Source organism: Corynebacterium sp. H78, assembly GCF_037572275.1.
Classification (GTDB): Bacteria; Actinomycetota; Actinomycetes; order Mycobacteriales; family Mycobacteriaceae; genus Corynebacterium.
On the sequence record NZ_JBBHKX010000006.1, the window covers coordinates 71,241 to 87,042 of the forward strand.

Below are 15,802 nucleotides of genomic sequence, written 5' to 3' on the forward strand. Positions count from 1 at the left end.
TTCGAGCACGACTGTTGGTTTAAAACAGAGTCTGCGGGTGAGTGCCAGTCGCAATTGCGGCCGCCAGGATTACTCGCGCCTGTGGTGCATGAACGCAGCCAGCGCTGATTACACCCTGCTGTTGCAGCGATGCGCCACCGCCAAGACCGCCATACGCTGCGAAGACATCTCCTCGTGGAACGCGAGTACACATCACCACAGGAATGTCGGCCTGCACTGCACGAGCAACCGCTTCTGCAAACTGGGTGGGGACATTACCTGCGCCGAGACCCTCGATGACCAAACCACGGGCACCCGCAGTGATTGCTGCATCCACCATCGATCCATCCGCACCTGCATAGGCAGGGACAATATCGACTCGGACGTCAGCCAAAGGGTGCACTGGCAACGCTTCCGGACGAAGCGGTTCCTCCGGCGCATTTGTCGCAAATGCGAGCGCGTCAGTAGTGTGCCACTTCGTTGCGCCACGAACAGGCAAAACAGCATGGCCAAACACGATCAGAGTGCCAATGCCACGCGCAGACGCATCGATGGCGATAACACAAGACTCGAACAAATTGCCCGGACCATCAGCTTCTGGATGATCTGCTGCACACTGCGCCCCAGTAAACACAACCGGTCGATGATCCGAATGAAAAACATCGACTGCCATTGCCGACTCTTCCATCGTGTCCGTTCCATGCGTGACGACGACGCCATCAACCTCGGGATCGTCCAATGCATCATGGACAGCCTCAATAATCGCGTCGATATCGGAAAAAGTCACTGCCGATGAATCGATGTTCATGAGTTCGCGAACCTCGATATCGACGACTCCGGCATCAAATCGAGCAGCGATGGGACGTAGCAGCTCCTCACCACTAATAGTAGGAATGAGCTGTCCCTGCTTGTCCGTGGTGCAAGCAATAGTGCCACCAGTTGTAATGACAACGAGATGAGCGGTCCGAGTCTGCTCCTCAGACTGCTGCTGTGCCTGGTCAGTGGTGGCCTGGTTTTGCGTGCTATCCGCGCTGTTTATCATGTCTCATACCTTACGGTGATGGTCCGATCGGACTAACTCATGGTTGCACCTTGATGGCGTTCATAGTTTCCCACCTGCAGTGATAGGGATTCTGTGTAATGTTGGTCATGTTAGGCCGAATCCATTCGACCCACATGACGAGGTATGAAATGAAGAACTTGCGAAGCATGACAGCACTTGTCATCGCCGGAATGACTGCTTTGACGTTGGCAGCATGTGGCGATGATGAGCCGGCGACACCAGAATCATCAAAGGAGACTTCTAAAGAGAAGACTTCAACTAGCGAAGTTGCCGTATTGCCTTCTGCCAAGGAGCTCAACGACCTGTTGATGAAGGTCACTGATGGTGCTGCTCCAATTGAGGAACGCACTGCATTGGTGGAAACTGGCGAAGAAATGCCAGATCTATTTCCGGCAATCGTACGTCCACCTGAAGGCGGACCAAGCTTCAACGTCATTGAGCCAGTCATGCCGGGATTCACTGCAGATTCGGCACTCGCTGGTGTGGATGTGAACTACCCCGATCAGGAACCACAGCGCATTGAAGGCGTTGAGTTCATGAGGGTCGACGGTAAGTGGCGTTTGTCCAAGGTCTGGGCGTGTACTTTGGCGCAGACCATGTCTCCAGACAGTGTTCCGCCGGTATGTGCCCCAGAGGGCGAAGTTCCAGCTCCACCAGCTGAGGAACAGCCACCTGCTGAGGTGCCACCTGTGGAAGCTCCGGCTCCAGAGGCGCCACCAGCTCCGGAGGAGCCTGCGCCAGAAGCACCACCTGCACCACCAGCGCCGGAAGCGCCAGCGCCTGAGGCGCCACCAGCTCCACCAGCTCCAGAGGCACCTGCTCCGGAAGCGCCACCAGCACCTCCGGCTGACGCCCCACTGCTGTAGTGAGCAGTCGTGATTAGCGGCTAGCTGGTTGCCAACAGCTAGCCAGCTTTACTGGAACTGCAACGCTCGGTGGGCTTGTTGCACAATTCGGGTATCGCTGGCACCGTCGCCGTAAATCACTTCGGTGACGTAGTCGATGGTGCCTTCAACGGGCAGTGGTTTCGTCACATCGATGACGAGCCTTCCCTCGCGGGTTTCTGTCTTCGCGTCAACGACAGTCAGCTTCGCGCCCTCACCAGCATCAAGCTCCGTCACAGCTGGCGCCTGCTCCACTGCGACGTTGAGAGTCAACACATCTCCTTCGCGTTCTTTTAACGTGTAGGTGATTTTTTGTTGCATCGCGGTGCTGCTGGAAACTTCGTTCTCGACAGTCCATGACGCGCCCTTACCAATTGCCTCATCTGGGAACACAACAGGCACATCATTGAGCTGATGCAGCGCAGCCTCGATGCCCGCACGTGCAGTCTCCGATGCCTTGTCCGGCGCACCGACCTTCATTTCCTCAATGAGCCCAGTGTCTTTCGCTGTCCACTCCATGACGAAACCCTCGGCTGTCCCGATATCTTCGTTGAGCTCAGCGTTGGAACCAAACGGCTTGCCGACGGTCGCAGTAACGGCACGAGACTCTCCAGCGGTCGCCTTCGTCGTCAGTGGCATTTCTAGTCGAGTATCAGGGAACGTCGAATCCGATTGCTCATCGGCGCCCTTTTGCACAAACCCCTGGGTGATAATCACGCTGTTGGTTTGCTCGGCGCCGTCATCGTGCCAACGGACTTTGGCGGTTTCGCCGTCGCCGTCGTCAAGCAGAGTGACCTTAGGCGAGGAGATCTCGATTGGCATAGTCTCAGGGACCGCGGTATCAGAGCTACAGCTGCTTAACGAAAGTCCGGCTACGACGGGAATCCCGGCGCATAAAGTGATGATTCGACGCTTCACGGCCACCAGGCTACCGGCGAATGAGGAAAAGACCTAAGATGGCGGGGTGACTAAACCCGCCGACACAACTCAGAATGCACGATTAAAGCCCTTGATTGGTCTTTTGATCGCCACCATTGTGGTGGTGGCGGTGATCGATCAAATAAGCAAGATCGTGGCGGTGGGGCAATTAGAAGGAAAACCACCGATCGATGTGATCGGGGATTGGTTCCAACTCACGCTGCTGCGTAATCCTGGAGCTGCGTTTTCCATGGGTGCAGAATCAACGTGGATTTTCACCACCATTCAGATCGTCTTTATCGTGCTCGTCGGTGTTTTCTCGAAGTATCTGGTGACTCGTACTGGAGCCATTGCTGCCGGTATGGTCGCGGGCGGTGCGCTGGGAAACCTCATTGATCGACTTTTCCGGGATCCCAGTTTTTACGTCGGCCATGTGGTGGATTTCTTCTCGGTGAAGCATTTCGCAGTGTTCAATGTTGCCGATGCAGCGATTACGGTGGGCGTCATTGTGTTGGCAACGTGGATCGTATTCTCCAAGGATCTGGATACCGCGTTTGAAAAAGAGGCAGAAGACGCAGATGACGCGGAGGCTGCCAATGCGTGAGACTCGACAAATGCCAGTTCCACCTGGGCTGGCCGGGATGCGCGTTGATGCTGGTGTCGCAAAGTTGCTCGGCTTATCGCGCACAGTTGTCGCCGAGCTCGCGCAAGCTGGAGATATTACGGTTGACGGGGCAGTCGTAGGCAAGTCGGATCGATTACCCGAAGAAGCATGGTTGGCAGTGCTCTTGCCGGAAGTGAAAAACACCTTGATGCCTAAGGAAGAGCTGGTAGAGGGCATGGATGTCCTGTATCACGACTCAGACTTGGTAGCTGTGCACAAGCCTGTTGGGGTAGCTGCGCATCCATCGGTGGGGTGGGAAGGGCCAACGGTTGTTGGCGGTTTGGCAGCAGCAGGCTTCCGTATTTCTACCTCGGGCCCGCCAGAACGCCAGGGAATTGTGCAACGTCTCGATGTCGGTACCTCAGGCGTCATGGTGGTGGCGTGCTCGGAACGTGGTTACTCAACGCTCAAGCGGGCTTTCAAAAACCGCGATGTACAGAAGACATATCACGCATTGGTGCAAGGACATCCTGATCCGTCGTCAGGCACTATCGACGCTCCGATTGGACGGCATCCTTCGGCGGGGTGGCGGTTCGCGGTGCGCCAGGATGGCAAGCATGCGGTGACACACTACGAAACAATTGAGGCGTTTGCGCCCGCGTCGCTTGTGAAGATCCGACTAGAAACGGGACGCACACACCAGATTCGTGTGCACTTCTCCGCGCTGAATCATCCATGTGTTGGTGATCCGATGTACGGTAGCGACCCGGCGTTGGCGAAGCGAGTCGGACTGAACCGCCAGTGGCTACACGCCGTGGAACTGGGCTTCCATCACCCGGCAGATGGTCGTTGGATGACCATTGAATGTCCATACCCTGATGACTTGTCGCACGCACTTGATGTTTTGAGGACCTAGTTTTCATGTCTGCTTCTTCCAACCGCTCATCGACGGTGTCTCCGCTGCTGGCAGCGATTGCCTTTCTGTGCGTCATCGGCATGGCCATTCTCTTCGTTTACTTGTCCAACTCGGACCGCATGAGCAAGCCACAGAACATCAATGGCGACATGCTGGGACCTGAGGTCACGGAGTCTGCACCTGCCTATGTCAAGCGTGCCGACGACTCCCTGAACAACAGAGAAAAAGAAGAAGCAGAGCTTCGTGACCCGGGGGCAGCTGGGGTACACCCCAAGTATTGGGCACTGGTGTCGTTTGACACTCCTGGGACTACTCGCACCGCCGCGGCATCAGTCAAGGGAATCGAGGATCTTCGTGTTGCCTCCATGGTGGTGGGGCCAATGATGACACGGGACCTTCCGGAGCCCGTCGGCAAGGAGCAACGGCTGGATGTGCTGAACCGGGAAATGGAGATCGTGTATGAGTCTTCGGGCTTGGCCAAGGACGATCCGAATGTCACGGTCAATGGGCTCATTGTGCATGCAGATTTGGCAACACTTCGCGATATTCGGGACAACAAGGGTGTCTCTGCAGTCGAGGCACTACCTGCCGATGCTGCGCGAGGCCGGTTTGGCATCCGACCAATGCTTCCCTCGCAAGAAGACGGCGAAACCACCAGCACTACCAACAGCCCCGCAACTGGCCCAACCAACGGCCCAGCTATGGAGAATTAGGAGTTCTTGACGCGTGCTACAAGCAATTGGTGCTTATCTGCTGTGGGGACTGTTCCCGTTCTATTTCCCACTTTTGAAACCTGCCGGACCCGTCGAGATTTTGGCGCATCGCTTCGTCTGGACCTGCGTGCTCATGGCGATCGTCGTGACCATCATTGGTGGGTGGCGACGCATTCGTGCCATGAGCAGGAAAACGTTTCTCGTTGTTGCGGCTGCGGCAGTGTTTATCTCAGTGAACTGGGGCGTGTACGTTTACGCAGTTAACACCAACCAAGTGGCAGAAGCCGCTTTGGGCTATTTCATTAACCCGCTGGTCAGCGTCGCATTAGGCGTGGTGTTCCTCAAGGAAACGCTGACGCGATTGCAGACCGTCTCGGTTCTCCTTGCGACGATCGCCGTCATCATCCTGACCATTTCTATTGGTACTCCGCCGATTATCGCGCTGTCTTTGGCGTTTAGCTTCGGGTTCTATGGTTTGCTCAAAAAGCAGGTAAACCTCAGTTCTGCTGAGTCGTTGATGGCAGAATCGGCGATCATCACGCCGTTGGCCATTGCCTACCTCGTATGGCTGCAGACGAAGGGAACTAGCACCTTCCTCAGTGAGGGGCCATCGCACATGGGGCTGCTGATGTTTGCTGGCGTTGCCACGGCATTGCCATTGCTGTTGTTTGGCATCGGCGCGAAAAAGATTCCGTTGTCTACCATCGGGCTGATTCAGTACATCACTCCATGTATGCAGATGATTATCGCAGTGGTAATTAACAAGGAGCAGTTGGAGCCAGCGCGATGGGCGGGCTACATCATCATTTGGGTAGCAGTAGTCCTGTTCGTCGCAGACATTCTGATCTCGATGCGGAAAAGGCGCAAACTACGCACCGAAGAGCTCACGCAAGTGCGAGTTGAGGAATAGGCCCTGCGGATCCAGTTGGGAGCGAAGCTTTGCGACGTCGTCGAAAAGCGGGTAACGCTCACGCAGGTCAGCACTATTCAGAGTGTGCAGTTTGCCCCAATGCGGGCGTCCACCTGCTTCCTTGAAAATAGGTTCGATGAGATCGAAGAAGTAGCGCGCGTACGGTTCCTTCCAGTAGCGATGAACTGCAATGTAGGCGCTATCGCGTTGGTACGCGGTCGATAAAGCGACATCGTCGCTCTTTGCTGCGCGAATCTCTAGTGGGAATGACACCCAAGCCCGATGACGGTCAATGACCGAACGGATCTCACCGAGCACCTCGGGGAGATCGTCAAGAGCAATGGCGTACTCCATCTCGGAAAAACGAACACGGCGTGGCGAAACAAACACTCGATGCGATTCGTCCACATACTTCCGTCGGCTCACAGTACTGGCAGCAAAGCGGTTCAGCGCTCGGGTGCTCCGCGGCATTGCACGTGATAGTTCACAGATTCCGAGCAATCCGCCGTTGTTCAGGACTTCCTCTGAGAAAAAGGAACTTGTCGACGCAGCCATCCGTGCTGCACCCGAAGACTGACTGGTAGGAGAGTCACTCGGCAGGGAATGCGTGGCACGCAATTCTGGCAGGGCGGTGTTCAACTCTGTATCGGGGATGCGGGTGTTCTCTTTCACCAAGGCGGTCGAAGTCCCGGGGAACCAGTAGAACTCCATGTGGTCGACAGCTTTCACCCGCTCGGTGAAGTTGATGCGGACATCATCGAAGTCTTCTGGGTGTTCGTCGGCAGCAAGATGAAAAGCAGGTACGCAGTCGAGGGTCAGTTCTGTGAGAACTCCAAAGACCCCTAGACCGAGGCGTGCGAGGCGGAACAACTCCCCGGCACGACCTTCAGCTCCTTCGTAACAGTCGTATTCGACTGCATCGGCACAGATGATGCGGAATCCTCGGAGCATGCCCGCGAAACCAGTGAAATTCAGACCAGTGCCGTGAGTACCCGTCGATACAGCCCCCGCCACTGATTGCGGGTCAACATCGCCTTGGTTAGCCAAAGACAAACCCAACGGACGCAAAAGAGCAGGGACGTCGCGAAGGCGCGTGCCTGCACGAAGCGTAACTGTCATGGCCTCCCGGTCAACATGGAGCAACCCCGACATGTTGTCCAGCTGCACCCGATGCCCAGATGTTGTTGCCACAGGAGTAAACGAATGGCCTGCACCGAGCGGTCGCACCTGACTGCGCTGAGCTGCAGCTGCCCGAATTACCTCGGCAATGTCGTGCGTCGATTCCGGACTATGCACGCGCGCTGGTTCACACGTCTGGGTACGAGACCAGTTACTCCACAGCCGACTTTCTGTGTCGTGCCCCTCGTGCTTCGTGGAAAACGGATTGTGTAGCGAACTCATGTGAACAACAGTCCCTTTCCTCGGTACGTTGGCCAGCGATGAATAATCTCGCCACCTGCAACGATTAGTGTCTCATTGGCATGTTCAGCGATCTCTCCGGCTTTTGCGTGTCGGAACCAAACGGCATCACCGATGCCAAGCGACTTCGCTGCCTGTCCAGTCAGAGGCGTCTGTACTTCGCCTGGGCCCTCATCCGGCACGTACTTGAGTCCCGCCGGATACACCGGCGTTGGCAATCGATCGGCTCCCGCGGGGCCAGAGGCGATTCGGCCTCCACCAGCTACCGTCGCAATCGAACGATGAGGCTTTCGCACCACTGGCACGACAAACCATGCTGCAGGGGTCAGGGTGAACGCACGGTAGCCGTCGAAAAGTGTGGGGGCCAGGAAGCCAGATCCCGCAGCCACTTCCGTCACCGCAGATTCAACACACGTTGACTCAAACGAACCGGTGCCACCGCCGTTAACGAACTCCAGCGGGCCACTGTGCTTTTCGACGGCTGTCACTATAGCTTCTCGACGCTTCGCCAATTCCGCACGCGAGCGACGCTGCATCACTCGGATAAGGCGGGAACGCGCGGAACGGCCTTTGTCTCCGACACCTGCGATGTGGCCTTCGTACATCATGATGCCGGACAGTGCGAGCCCCGGAGTGTCGGTGACAAGCTTCGCAAGGCGGACAGCGTCTGCAGATGAGTGAGCAGGAGAGCGGCGAGTGCCAATATGGACGCCAGGTGCAGGTCGCCAAGACGCATCGATATCTAGGCACACGCGGATAGGTGTCGCATCTGTGGCGTGTCGTGCGATGAGAGCGATGTGTTCAGGGGAATCCACCATGAGGCAGATTGCTGCTCGGGCAGCGGGGTCGTCGGCAAGCTCAGTGAGCGCGGTCGTGTTAACGCTGGGGTACGCGACGAGAATGTCGTCGGAGATGTCGTCCCGAAAGAGGGCCAGTGCCTCGGGGAGTGTGTACGCGAGAATGCCTTGAAAACCAGGCTTGTTTAGTACATAGCGTAAGAGTTCGGGGATACGTACCGACTTGGAGGCCACCCGAATAGGCATGCCATGGGCGCGGTCAAGCAGTGACTGTGCGTTGGCGTCGATGGCTTCGAGATCCACAACGAGAGCGGGCAGTTGCTCGTGTGCGATCGCAGACCGAACTGCGTCGGGGACTGCTGGGGAAAACATGTCGCAAATATAACGAGATTAACTACGGCTCGTTGTGGTTTTAGAAAGAAAACCCGTAGGTGAAAGCCCAGATGCTGACTTCTATCGCTGGCGAGTACTGTCGCCGAAGTTCATCGGGGCAAGCGGCGGGAGTGGCTAGACGAGCCAGCTGTAACGAGCTTCGGAGGACTCGAATTCGATGACATCGCCGTCAACCAGGTAGCCAGCTGCTACTGGGCGACGTTCCATGGACTCCAAAACCTGATCGAGCTTGTCGGTGTTGAACATCGAGTAGACGCCCTCTGGGAGTGGAGAGAACATAGGTACGTTCCTTTCGCTATGGAAAACGTGAGAATGTCCTCAAGTATTAGGTAGAGGGTGGGCGAAAGTAAAGACACTGGTGAGTGAAATTCAACACGTCTGTAAGTATCGATATCTCATCATCTCTGACCAGGGGCTTGGCCTTCGATCCGGCTGTCAGCCTACAATCTGGGATCATGGCTAACTCTTCGTTCGTGCACCTTCATAATCACACCGAGTATTCAATGCTCGACGGCATGGCGAAGATCGATCTTCTGGCTGATGAGGTGAATCGACAAGGTATGCCGGCGGTCGGTGTGACCGACCACGGCAATATGTTTGGTTCAAACGCCTTTTATCGGCAGATGACCAAGAAGGGCATTAAGCCCATCATCGGCATTGAGGCGTACATGGCGCCCGAAAGTCGATTCAACAAAAAGCGTATTCAGTGGGGCGAGCCACACCAGAAGGGCGATGACGTCTCGGGTCGTGGTTCCTACTTGCATCAGACGATGCTGGCTCTAAATTCACAGGGCCTGCGAAATCTCTTCTACTTGTCCTCGATGGCATCGTACGAAGGGCAACTGGGTAAGTACCCGCGAATGGACGCAGAGCTGATTGCCGAGCGCTCCGAAGGCATTTTGGCCACCACGGGTTGCCCGTCCGGTGACGTTCAGACGCGCCTTCGCCTCGGCCAGTTTGATGAGGCCTTGAAGGCTGCCGGCATGTGGCAGGACATCTATGGCAAGGAGAACTACTACCTTGAATTGATGGACCACGGGTTGGATATCGAAACCCGGGTTCGCAGCGAGTTGCTGGAAATTGGCAAGAAGCTGAATCTGCCGCCCGTCGTCACGAATGACTGCCACTACGTAACCAGGGATCAAGCTAAAGCCCACGAAGCGATGTTGTGTGTGCAGACCGGCAAAACTCTGCACGATCCAGATCGCTTCAAGTTCGATGGCGACGGCTACTACATCAAGTCTGCCGAAGAAATGCGTGCGACCTGGGATCACCTGGTTCCTGAAGCGTGCGACAACACTTTGCTCATTGCCGAGCGCGTCGAGTCGTACGACGAACTGTGGGAGGAACACACCCACGATCGAATGCCACTTGCCGACGTGCCGGAGGGCGAAACACCCACCACTTGGCTGCGCCACAAGGTGATGGAGGGGCTAGAAAAGCGATTCGATGGGCGTGAAGTCCCAGAAGAATACATCCAGCGCGCCGACTATGAAATTGAAGTTATCGATGGCAAGGGGTACCCGTCGTACTTCCTCATCGTTGCCGAGTTGATCGCGCATGCGCGTGAAATTGGCATCAAGGTGGGCCCAGGTCGTGGTTCGGCTGCTGGTTCCTTGGTTGCGTACGCAACATGGATTACCAACATCGACCCGATTGAACATGGCCTGTTGTTCGAGCGATTCCTCAACCCAGAGCGCCCATCGGCACCTGATATCGATATCGACTTTGACGACCGTCGTCGTGACGAAATGATCCGCTACGCTGCTGATCGCTGGGGCGAGGACAAGGTCGCGCAGGTGGTGACCTTCGGTACGGTGAAGACGAAGCAGGCACTGAAAGACTCTGCGCGCGTGCAGTTCGGGCAGCCGGGCTACCAAATTGGTGACCGCATCACGAAGGCGCTGCCACCAGCCATTATGGCGAAGGATATTCCGCTGGGTGGCATCATGGACCCTCAGCATCCTCGTTACGGCGAGGCTGCCGAGGTGCGTCAGTTGATCGAAACAGATCCTGACGTAGCCAAGATTTACGAGACTGCCCGCGGTCTGGAAGGCGTAATTCGCCAGACTGGTGTACATGCGTGTGCGGTGATTATGGCTTCGGTGCCGTTGCTGGATCACGTGCCAATGTGGAAGCGCCAGGCTGACGGTGCGCTCATCACGGGCTGGGACTATCCGGCATGTGAAGCCATCGGTCTGCTGAAGATGGACTTCCTAGGCCTGCGAAACCTGACGGTTATTGGTGACTGCCTGGAAAATATCGAAGCGAATCGAGGAGAAAAGATTCTTCTCGACGAGCTGCAGACCGACGACAAGAACGCCTACGAGCTGCTTGCTCGTGCCGATTCGCTGGGTGTGTTCCAGCTGGACTCAGGTGGTATGCGTGAGCTGTTGAAGCGCATGCAGCCGACAGAGTTTAACGACATCGTGGCCGCTCTCGCGCTGTATCGACCAGGACCGATGGGTGTTGGCGCGCACTTGGCTTATGCCGACCGTAAGAATGGACGCAAGCCCATCGAACCAATCCACCCTGAGTTGGAAGAGCCACTCAAGGACATCTTGGGCGAGACATACGGTCTGATTGTGTACCAGGAGCAGATCATGAGGATCTCGCAGAAGGTCGCAAACTACACCGCTGGTCAAGCAGATGGCTTCCGTAAAGCAATGGGTAAGAAGAAGCCGGAGGAACTTGCTCGCCAGTACGCAACCTTCGAAGCGGGCATGAAGGAAAATGGTTACTCAAAGGAAGCACTCGATGCGCTGTGGGGAACCATCGAACCATTCGCGTCGTACGCGTTTAACAAGTCCCACGCTGCAGGTTACGGACTGGTGTCGTACTGGACGGCGTACCTCAAGGCGAACTACACGGCTGAATACATGGCTGCTTTGTTGACATCGGTGTCGGACAATAAGGATAAGTCTGCAATCTATCTTTCCGACTGTCGCCATCTTGGTATTCATGTGTTGTCCCCGGATGTCAACGAGTCTGCAATGAACTTCCAGTCGGTGGGCAAGGATATCCGTTTTGGTCTTGGCGCTATTCGTAACGTGGGCCATGATGTTGTGGACTCGATCGTCGCGACGCGAAAGGAAAAGGGGAAGTTCAAGGACTTCTCGGACTACCTGGACAAGATCGATACTCTGCCGTGTTCGAAGCGAGTGACAGAATCCTTGATCAAGGGCGGTGCGTTCGACTCGCTTGGCCACCCGCGTAAGGGATTGGCACTCATCCATGAGGATGCCGTCGATGCAGTCCTGCCAACGAAGAAGGCCGCTGACAAGGGACAATTCGACTTGTTCTCAGGATTCGGTGGTGAAGAAGACGAAGATGCTGTCAATGTTTTCCAGGTAGAGATCCCGGACGAGTCGTGGGAGCGGAAGCACGAACTCGCACTCGAGCGAGAGATGCTGGGTCTGTACGTGTCTGGTCACCCGCTGGACGGCTATGAAGAATCGTTGGCGCAGCAAACGGATACGGCAATTACGACGATCGTTGGTGGCGAAGTCCCTGACCGTACCGAAGTCGTCATTGGTGGCATCGTCTCGAGCGTGGATCGCCGAGTGAATAAGGACGGCTTGCCGTGGGCCATCATTGGTTTGGAAGACCATAACGGAGCCTCGGTGGAAGTGCTTGCGTTCCCGCGCACGTACGCAATGGTGTCGACGATGGTGGCGGAAGATGCAATCGTGCTGGTGAAGGCGCGCGTGCAGTACCGGGATGATCGCCTGAGCATTGTGTGCGATGACATTAAGGTGCCAGATCTCGGGCTGAACGGTGCATCCGGAATTCCGCTTCGGCTGCAGTTGCGCACTGAACAGTGCACGCCGGAGTTCATTGCCAAACTCAAGCGCGTTCTGCAAGACAATCCAGGTGAATCCGACGTGTACCTGAATCTCGTCGATGGCAATAATTCCACGATGATGGTGCTGGGCGAACACTTGCGAGTCAACCGTGCAGCAAGTCTTTTCGGAGATTTGAAAGCCACCCTCGGCCCAGGCATTTTGGGACAGTAATCCTAAAGGGTGGGACATTGGCGGAGGTTGTGGTTTGCCCGAATGTCGTCCTGAACTGGGATGACGGCGCGGTTATGCGCCGTAGCTGAGGGGGAGTTGCCGTCCCAATGTCATTGTTTGGGTTGGTGGCGGTAATGTAAATCAACATGACCGACTTTGCCGCTCCCTCCACAGATACTGCCCGCCGCCTCGTCCACGCGGCTGATATTCAGGTCGCTCAGGCTCGAATTTCGGCAGTCATTGCGGCAACACCTCTGCAGTACTGTGCTCGGCTGTCGGAAAAGACCGGCGCGAAGGTATTTCTCAAGCGCGAAGATTTGCAGGACGTGCGCTCGTACAAGATCCGTGGCGCGTACAACGCGATGGTGCAGCTTTCCGAAGAGGAGCGCGCAGCGGGTGTCGTTGCCGCGTCGGCAGGCAATCATGCCCAGGGCGTTGCATATGCGTGTCGTACACTCGGGGTCAAAGGGCGCATTTTCGTGCCGAGCCAGACGCCAAAGCAGAAGCGCGATCGCATCGCGTACCACGGACGGGATGCGGTAGAAATCATCGTTACTGGTGACAGCTTTGATGAAGCAGCAGCTGCTGCTCGTGCGGATGCACAGAAGTCAGGCGCAACGATGGTTGAGCCTTTCGACTCGTTCAATACCATCGTCGGCCAAGGCACTGTTGCTGCGGAAGTAGTGGCCCAGCTTTCGGCTCAGGGGCTGACTCCGGATACCGTGTGCGTCCCAGTCGGCGGTGGAGGATTGCTGTCGGGCGTCGTCAGCTACTTCGCAGATATGTCCCCACACACTGCTGTCATCGCGGTCGAGCCGCAGGGCGCACCATGCATGCAGGCAGCTCTGGACGCGAATGAGCCAGTGACACTGCCAACTGTGGATCCATTTGTCGACGGCGCTGCAGTCAAGCGTCTTGGAGATCTACCGTTCCACATCATTGAGGCAAATAGGAGCCGGATTCATCCACTTATTGCGCCAGAAGGTGCTGTCTGTGAAGCACTCCTGGACTTGTACCAGGACGAAGGCATCATTGCGGAACCTGCGGGTGCATTGTCAGTAGCTGCTCTCGAACAACTCAACTTCGCGAAAGACGAAGTCGTGGTGTGCATCATCTCTGGTGGCAACAATGATGTTCTGCGTTATGCGGAGATCATGGAACGCTCCCTTGTCTACCGTGGTTTGAAGCATTACTTCTTGGTGAATTTCCCGCAAAAGCCAGGACAGCTCCGAATGTTCTTGTCGGATGTCCTAGGTCCAGATGATGACATTTCCCAGTTCGAATACCTCAAGCGCAATAACCGCGAGACCGGCGCTGCCCTTGTTGGTATCGAGTTGCGTCGTGCTTCGGATCTCAACGCTCTGCTTGAACGAATGAAATCATCGCCACTCGACTGCCGTCGCCTCGTTCCGGGTACTCCGGAGTACGATTTCCTTACGTAGGAAACCGTAGTCACCTTGGGTGGTGGCGTGTCGTGAAGCGCAGGAAAGTGAGTGCATGTCTGCAAGTTTCTCGTCGGCGCAAGAGTCAGCTGCTCAAGGTGTAGAAGGCGGATCTACTCAGTCAGTTCAGGCACCGCATCCACACCGTTGGTGGGCCTTGGCAGTGTTGGCATGCGGAATCGTCATCCTCGCGGTCGACATGACGGTCCTGAATTTTGCGCTCCCGGCGATTTCTCGGGATCTGCAACCTAGCGGTACTCAGTTGCTGTGGATCATTGATATCTATGCGTTCGCGTTGGCATCGCTATTGATCACGATGGGCACACTTGGCGACCGTATTGGTCGCCGGAAATTGTTGCTCATCGGTATTGCTGGTTTCGCGGTGGCCAGCGCCATCGCGGCTATGGCGACTTCATCACTCATGCTCATCATTGCGCGCGCTTTACAGGGCATTTTTGGTGCAACATTGATGCCGTCGACATTGTCGATTATCAAGGCGATGTTCACAGAGCCAAAGGAACTGTCGCGCGCGATTGCTGCATGGATTTCCTGCTATTCACTTGGCGCTATCATCGGCCCGGTGCTCGGTGGCTGGTTGCTAGAACATTTTCACTGGGGTTCAGTCTTTCTCATCAATGTTCCGGTGGCAGCGATCATTTTCATCGGCGGCGTGTTCATCATTCCTGAATCCGTATCTCGCGCGCCGGGTCGTTTCGATGTTGTTGGTGCGGTTCTCTCGATCACCTCGCTCTTCGGGCTCGTCGGAGCGTTGAAAGCAGTGACTGCAGGGTTGGCACTGTGGGTTTCGCTTGGTTTGCTAGTTGTGGCAATTGGCCTCGGGGTGCTATTTGTCGCACATCTTAATAACACGCAGTTTCCGCTAGTCGACGTCCGCCTGTTGCGCAGCTCCGCGTACTCGACTGCAGTCATCGTCAATTTGGTGAGCTCGTTTTTACTTGTGGGCGTGATGTTCTATCTCACGCAGTATCTCCAAGTAGTTCTGGAACTCAGCCCAGTGCATGCAGGTTTATTACTGATGCCAGGAATGATCGTGTCGATGGTCTTCACCGTGGTAACCGGTGAGTTGGTCAGCCACGTTCCTGCACGCCGCTTGCTGGTGATTGCCCTTTTGCTAACAGCTTTTGGCCTCAGCATGCACGTCATAGAGGCCTTCGGTCAATGTGAAGCTATTTCTAGCGGGCCGCTGGTGAACTGGTGGTTTGGCGCCTCATTCATGATTATTGGAGCTGGCGTGGGCATGCTGGATCCGGTAACCAACACCATCATTTTGGGCGCAGCGCCCCCTGAACAATCAGGAGCAGCATCAGCATTGTCTGAAACTGGCTACGAGCTCGGCGCGGCCTTTGGTGCAGCTGTGCTAGGTGCTGTCTTGATTTCGGTGTACAGCTTTAACGTGGTGAAGCATGACTTTGGTGTGGATGCCAGCGAGCTCAGCGCGATTTCCAGCAATGTGAATAATGCTCATGCTTTTGCTGAGTCGCTGACCCCGGAAGCAGCAACCCAGGTTGTCTCCGCAGCGAATGATGCCTTCGTCACAGGAATGGGCGTGACGGCAGCCGTTGCTGCCGCATTATGCGTGGTCGCGGCAGTTGGTGTGCGCCTGGTGCTGCCGAATCTCGGCGTGCACGAGATGGCCGAAGCAGAGCGTCATTAGGCATACCGTCTAGGATGGAAAATCGGATGACAAACTGCCCTTAGAGCTCGTGGCGGTTGCAAGGCAAAAAGTT

General features: G+C 55.9%; 13 protein-coding genes. 8 read left to right on the forward strand and 5 right to left on the reverse strand.

All coding sequences use genetic code 11. The annotated features are described in order from the left end of the window. Positions 1–19 precede the first annotated feature (19 nt). Complete coding sequence (locus tag WG934_RS09825) at positions 20–1,021, reverse strand: asparaginase (RefSeq protein WP_339989929.1); 1,002 nt, start codon at positions 1,019–1,021, stop codon at positions 20–22. A gap of 167 nt (positions 1,022–1,188) precedes the next feature. Here WG934_RS09825 and WG934_RS09830 point away from each other — a divergent pair, with 167 nt between their 5' ends. After that, positions 1,189–1,908: a hypothetical protein gene (locus WG934_RS09830; protein ID WP_339980141.1), complete on the forward strand. Its 720-nt coding sequence runs from the start codon at positions 1,189–1,191 to the stop codon at positions 1,906–1,908. A gap of 48 nt (positions 1,909–1,956) precedes the next feature. Here WG934_RS09830 and WG934_RS09835 read toward each other — a convergent pair whose 3' ends face one another. Further along, positions 1,957–2,844 (reverse strand): DUF6263 family protein, encoded by an 888-nt coding sequence (locus WG934_RS09835; RefSeq protein ID WP_339980143.1) that lies wholly within the window; start codon positions 2,842–2,844, stop codon positions 1,957–1,959. Positions 2,845–2,890: 46 nt separating this feature from the next. Between WG934_RS09835 and lspA the strand changes: the two genes are divergently transcribed. The 4 genes from lspA to rarD are packed head-to-tail and all read left to right on the forward strand — an operon-like array spanning position 2,891 to position 5,987. Next, positions 2,891–3,448 (forward strand): signal peptidase II, encoded by a 558-nt coding sequence (gene lspA / locus WG934_RS09840; RefSeq protein ID WP_339989930.1) that lies wholly within the window; start codon positions 2,891–2,893, stop codon positions 3,446–3,448. Continuing rightward, a complete protein-coding gene (locus WG934_RS09845) occupies positions 3,441–4,364 on the forward strand; it encodes an RluA family pseudouridine synthase (protein ID WP_339980145.1) in 924 nt (307 codons plus the stop codon). Before lspA ends, WG934_RS09845 begins: the two co-directional genes overlap by 8 nt. Positions 4,365–4,369: 5 nt before the next feature. After that, on the forward strand, positions 4,370–5,077 hold the full coding sequence (locus WG934_RS09850; protein WP_339980146.1) for a hypothetical protein: 708 nt from the start codon (positions 4,370–4,372) through the stop codon (positions 5,075–5,077). A 13-nt stretch (positions 5,078–5,090) separates the two neighbouring features. Next, a complete protein-coding gene (gene rarD, locus WG934_RS09855) occupies positions 5,091–5,987 on the forward strand; it encodes an EamA family transporter RarD (protein WP_339980147.1) in 897 nt (298 codons plus the stop codon). Here rarD and WG934_RS09860 read toward each other — a convergent pair. From WG934_RS09860 to WG934_RS09870, 3 genes are all read right to left on the reverse strand, one after another. Further along, entirely contained in the window at positions 5,946–7,388 is a 1,443-nt protein-coding gene (locus WG934_RS09860; protein WP_339989932.1) for a D-arabinono-1,4-lactone oxidase, read from the reverse strand. The two genes, rarD and WG934_RS09860, sit on opposite strands and share 42 nt — an antisense overlap. Continuing rightward, the gene (locus WG934_RS09865; RefSeq protein WP_339989933.1) at positions 7,385–8,575 is read right to left on the reverse strand and encodes an amino acid deaminase/aldolase; all 1,191 of its coding nucleotides are present in this window, start codon (positions 8,573–8,575) and stop codon (positions 7,385–7,387) included. Before WG934_RS09865 ends, WG934_RS09860 begins: the two co-directional genes overlap by 4 nt. A gap of 135 nt (positions 8,576–8,710) precedes the next feature. Further along, positions 8,711–8,875, reverse strand: a complete 165-nt coding sequence (locus WG934_RS09870) for a hypothetical protein (RefSeq protein ID WP_339980152.1) — start codon at positions 8,873–8,875, stop codon at positions 8,711–8,713. 173 nt (positions 8,876–9,048) lie between these two features. On the opposite strand from WG934_RS09870, the gene dnaE reads away from it, so the two are divergent. The 3 genes from dnaE to WG934_RS09885 all read left to right on the forward strand — a co-directional run bounded on the left by dnaE (position 9,049) and on the right by WG934_RS09885 (position 15,729). Next, positions 9,049–12,612: a DNA polymerase III subunit alpha gene (dnaE, locus tag WG934_RS09875; RefSeq protein WP_339990007.1), complete on the forward strand. Its 3,564-nt coding sequence runs from the start codon at positions 9,049–9,051 to the stop codon at positions 12,610–12,612. Positions 12,613–12,758: 146 nt separating this feature from the next. Further along, complete coding sequence (gene ilvA / locus WG934_RS09880) at positions 12,759–14,054, forward strand: threonine ammonia-lyase IlvA (protein WP_339980154.1); 1,296 nt, start codon at positions 12,759–12,761, stop codon at positions 14,052–14,054. Between the two features lie 55 nt (positions 14,055–14,109). After that, positions 14,110–15,729: an MFS transporter gene (locus WG934_RS09885; RefSeq protein WP_339989934.1), complete on the forward strand. Its 1,620-nt coding sequence runs from the start codon at positions 14,110–14,112 to the stop codon at positions 15,727–15,729. The last annotated feature ends 73 nt before the right edge of the window (positions 15,730–15,802 follow it).